This window comes from Xenorhabdus kozodoii, from assembly GCF_002632875.1.
GTDB classification, from domain to species: Bacteria; Pseudomonadota; Gammaproteobacteria; order Enterobacterales; family Enterobacteriaceae; genus Xenorhabdus; species Xenorhabdus kozodoii.
In genome coordinates this window covers 29,428-32,459 of sequence record NZ_NJCX01000002.1, presented here as the reverse complement: position 1 = coordinate 32,459, position 3,032 = coordinate 29,428, and the positions used below count along the sequence as shown (strand labels likewise).

The window sequence follows — 3,032 nt, the reverse complement described above, 5'->3', positions numbered from 1 at the left end:
TGTCTGGCAGTGCCCTACTCTCGCATGGGGAGGCCCCACACTACCATCGGCGCGACGGCGTTTCACTGCTGAGTTCGGCATGGATTCAGGTGGTCCCACCGCGCTATTGCCGCCAGACAAATCTGGGTTCAATCTCGAACAAGCTGCTGTTTTCTGAAACTTTCTCTCTCATCCCCAAAACACCTTCGGTGTTGTCAGGTTAAGCCTCACGGTCCATTAGTACTGGTTAGCTCAACGTCTCGCAACGCTTACACACCCAGCCTATCTACGTCCTCGTCTCGAACGCTCCTTCAGTACCCTCAGGGGGTAAGGGAAGACTCATCTCAAGGCAAGTTTCCCGCTTAGATGCTTTCAGCGGTTATCTCTGCCGCACTTAGCTACCGGGCAATGCCATTGGCATGACAACCCGAACACCAGTGGTGCGTCCACTCCGGTCCTCTCGTACTAGGAGCAGCCCCTTTCAATCTTCCAACGCCCACGGCAGATAGGGACCGAACTGTCTCACGACGTTCTAAACCCAGCTCGCGTACCACTTTAAATGGCGAACAGCCATACCCTTGGGACCTACTTCAGCCCCAGGATGTGATGAGCCGACATCGAGGTGCCAAACACCGCCGTCGATATGAACTCTTGGGCGGTATCAGCCTGTTATCCCCGGAGTACCTTTTATCCGTTGAGCGATGGCCCTTCCATTCAGAACCACCGGATCACTAAGACCTACTTTCGTACCTGCTCGCGCCGTCACGCTCGCAGTCAAGCTAGCTTATGCCTTTGCACTAACCTCACGATGTCCGACCGTGATTAGCTAACCTTCGTGCTCCTCCGTTACGCTTTGGGAGGAGACCGCCCCAGTCAAACTACCCACCAGACACTGTCCGCAGCCCGGATTACGGGCCCACGTTAGAACATCAAACATTCAAGGGTGGTATTTCAAGGATGGCTCCATGCAGACTGGCGTCCACACTTCACAGCCTCCCACCTATCCTACACATCAAGGCTCCATGTTCAGTGTCAAGCTATAGTAAAGGTTCACGGGGTCTTTCCGTCTTGCCGCGGGTACACTGCATCTTCACAGCGAGTTCAATTTCACTGAGTCTCGGGTGGAGACAGCCTGGCCATCATTACGCCATTCGTGCAGGTCGGAACTTACCCGACAAGGAATTTCGCTACCTTAGGACCGTTATAGTTACGGCCGCCGTTTACTGGGGCTTCGATCAAGAGCTTCTCCCGGAGGATAACCCCATCAATTAACCTTCCAGCACCGGGCAGGCGTCACACCGTATACGTCCACTTTCGTGTTTGCACAGTGCTGTGTTTTTATTAAACAGTTGCAGCCAGCTGGTATCTGCGACTGGCCTCAGCTCCATGGGTAAACCACTTCACCTAACGCCAGCGTGCCTTCTCCCGAAGTTACGGCACCATTTTGCCTAGTTCCTTCACCCGAGTTCTCTCAAGCGCCTGGGTATTCTCTACCTGACCACCTGTGTCGGTTTGGGGTACGATTGTGTGTGACCTGATGCTTAGAGGCTTTTCCTGGAAGCAGGGCATCAACCACTTCAGCACCGTAGTGCCTCGTCATCGCGCCTCAGTGTTAACAAATGACCGGATTTGCCTGGTCATTCCACCTACACGCTTAAACCGGGACATACCGTCGCCCGGCCGGCCTAGCCTTCTCCGTCCCCCCTTCGCAGTCACACCCAGTACAGGAATATTAACCTGTTGCCCATCGACTACGCTTTTCAGCCTCGCCTTAGGGGTCGACTCACCCTGCCCCGATTAACGTTGGACAGGAACCCTTGGTCTTCCGGCGAGCGGGTTTTTCACCCGCTTTATCGTTACTTATGTCAGCATTCGCACTTCTGATACCTCCAGCAGGCCTCACAGCCCACCTTCAACGGCTTACAGAACGCTCCCCTACCCAACAACATCGAAATGTTGCTGCCGCAGCTTCGGTGCATGGTTTAGCCCCGTTACATCTTCCGCGCAGGCCGACTCGACCAGTGAGCTATTACGCTTTCTTTAAATGATGGCTGCTTCTAAGCCAACATCCTGGCTGTCTGAGCCTTCCCACTTCGTTTCCCACTTAACCATGACTTGGGGACCTTAGCTGGCGGTCTGGGTTGTTTCCCTCTTCACGACGGACGTTAGCACCCGCCGTGTGTCTCCCGTGATAACATTCTTCGGTATTCGCAGTTTGCATCGGGTTGGTAAGTCGGGATGACCCCCTAGCCGAAACAGTGCTCTACCCCCGAAGATGACTTCACGAGGCGCTACCTAAATAGCTTTCGGGGAGAACCAGCTATCTCCCGGTTTGATTGGCCTTTCACCCCCAGCCACAAGTCATCCGCTAATTTTTCAACATTAGTCGGTTCGGTCCTCCAGTTAGTGTTACCCAACCTTCAACCTGCCCATGGCTAGATCACCGGGTTTCGGGTCTATACCCTGCAACTTAACGCCCAGTTAAGACTCGGTTTCCCTGCGGCTCCCCTATACGGTTAACCTTGCTACAGAATATAAGTCGCTGACCCATTATACAAAAGGTACGCAGTCACCCCACCACTAAGCCCCCTCTGCTTGATGTTGGCGGTTGGGCGTCGCTGGCGCGTCGCCGACCGTCATCAGGCAAAAGATGACGCTGTGGACTTCACCACTGGCTTAGTGGTGGGGCTCCCACTGCTTGTACGTACACGGTTTCAGGTTCTGTTTCACTCCCCTCGCCGGGGTTCTTTTCGCCTTTCCCTCACGGTACTGGTTCACTATCGGTCAGTCAGGAGTATTTAGCCTTGGAGGATGGTCCCCCCATGTTCAGACAGGATACCACGTGTCCCGCCCTACTCTTCGAGCTCACAATACCTGCGTCTTCGGATACGGGGCTATCACCCTTTACTGCCGGCCTTTCCAGGCCGTTCTCCTGACGCAGATGCTGATGTTGGCTCTGGGCTCCTCCCCGTTCGCTCGCCGCTACTGGGGGAATCTCGGTTGATTTCTTTTCCTCGGGGTACTGAGATGTTTCAGTTCCCCCGGTTCGCCTC

2 rRNA genes (1 of these 2 running past the window's edge) are annotated in these 3,032 nt (G+C 54.6%); both read right to left on the bottom strand.

Features of this window, described 5'->3' with window-relative positions:
- Window position 1: 1 nt before the first annotated feature.
- A 5S ribosomal RNA gene (gene rrf / locus Xkoz_RS01645) occupies window positions 2-117 on the bottom strand.
- A gap of 78 nt (window positions 118-195) precedes the next feature.
- Window positions 196-3,032: ribosomal RNA gene (locus Xkoz_RS01640) — 23S ribosomal RNA — on the bottom strand (it continues 141 nt past the right edge of the window).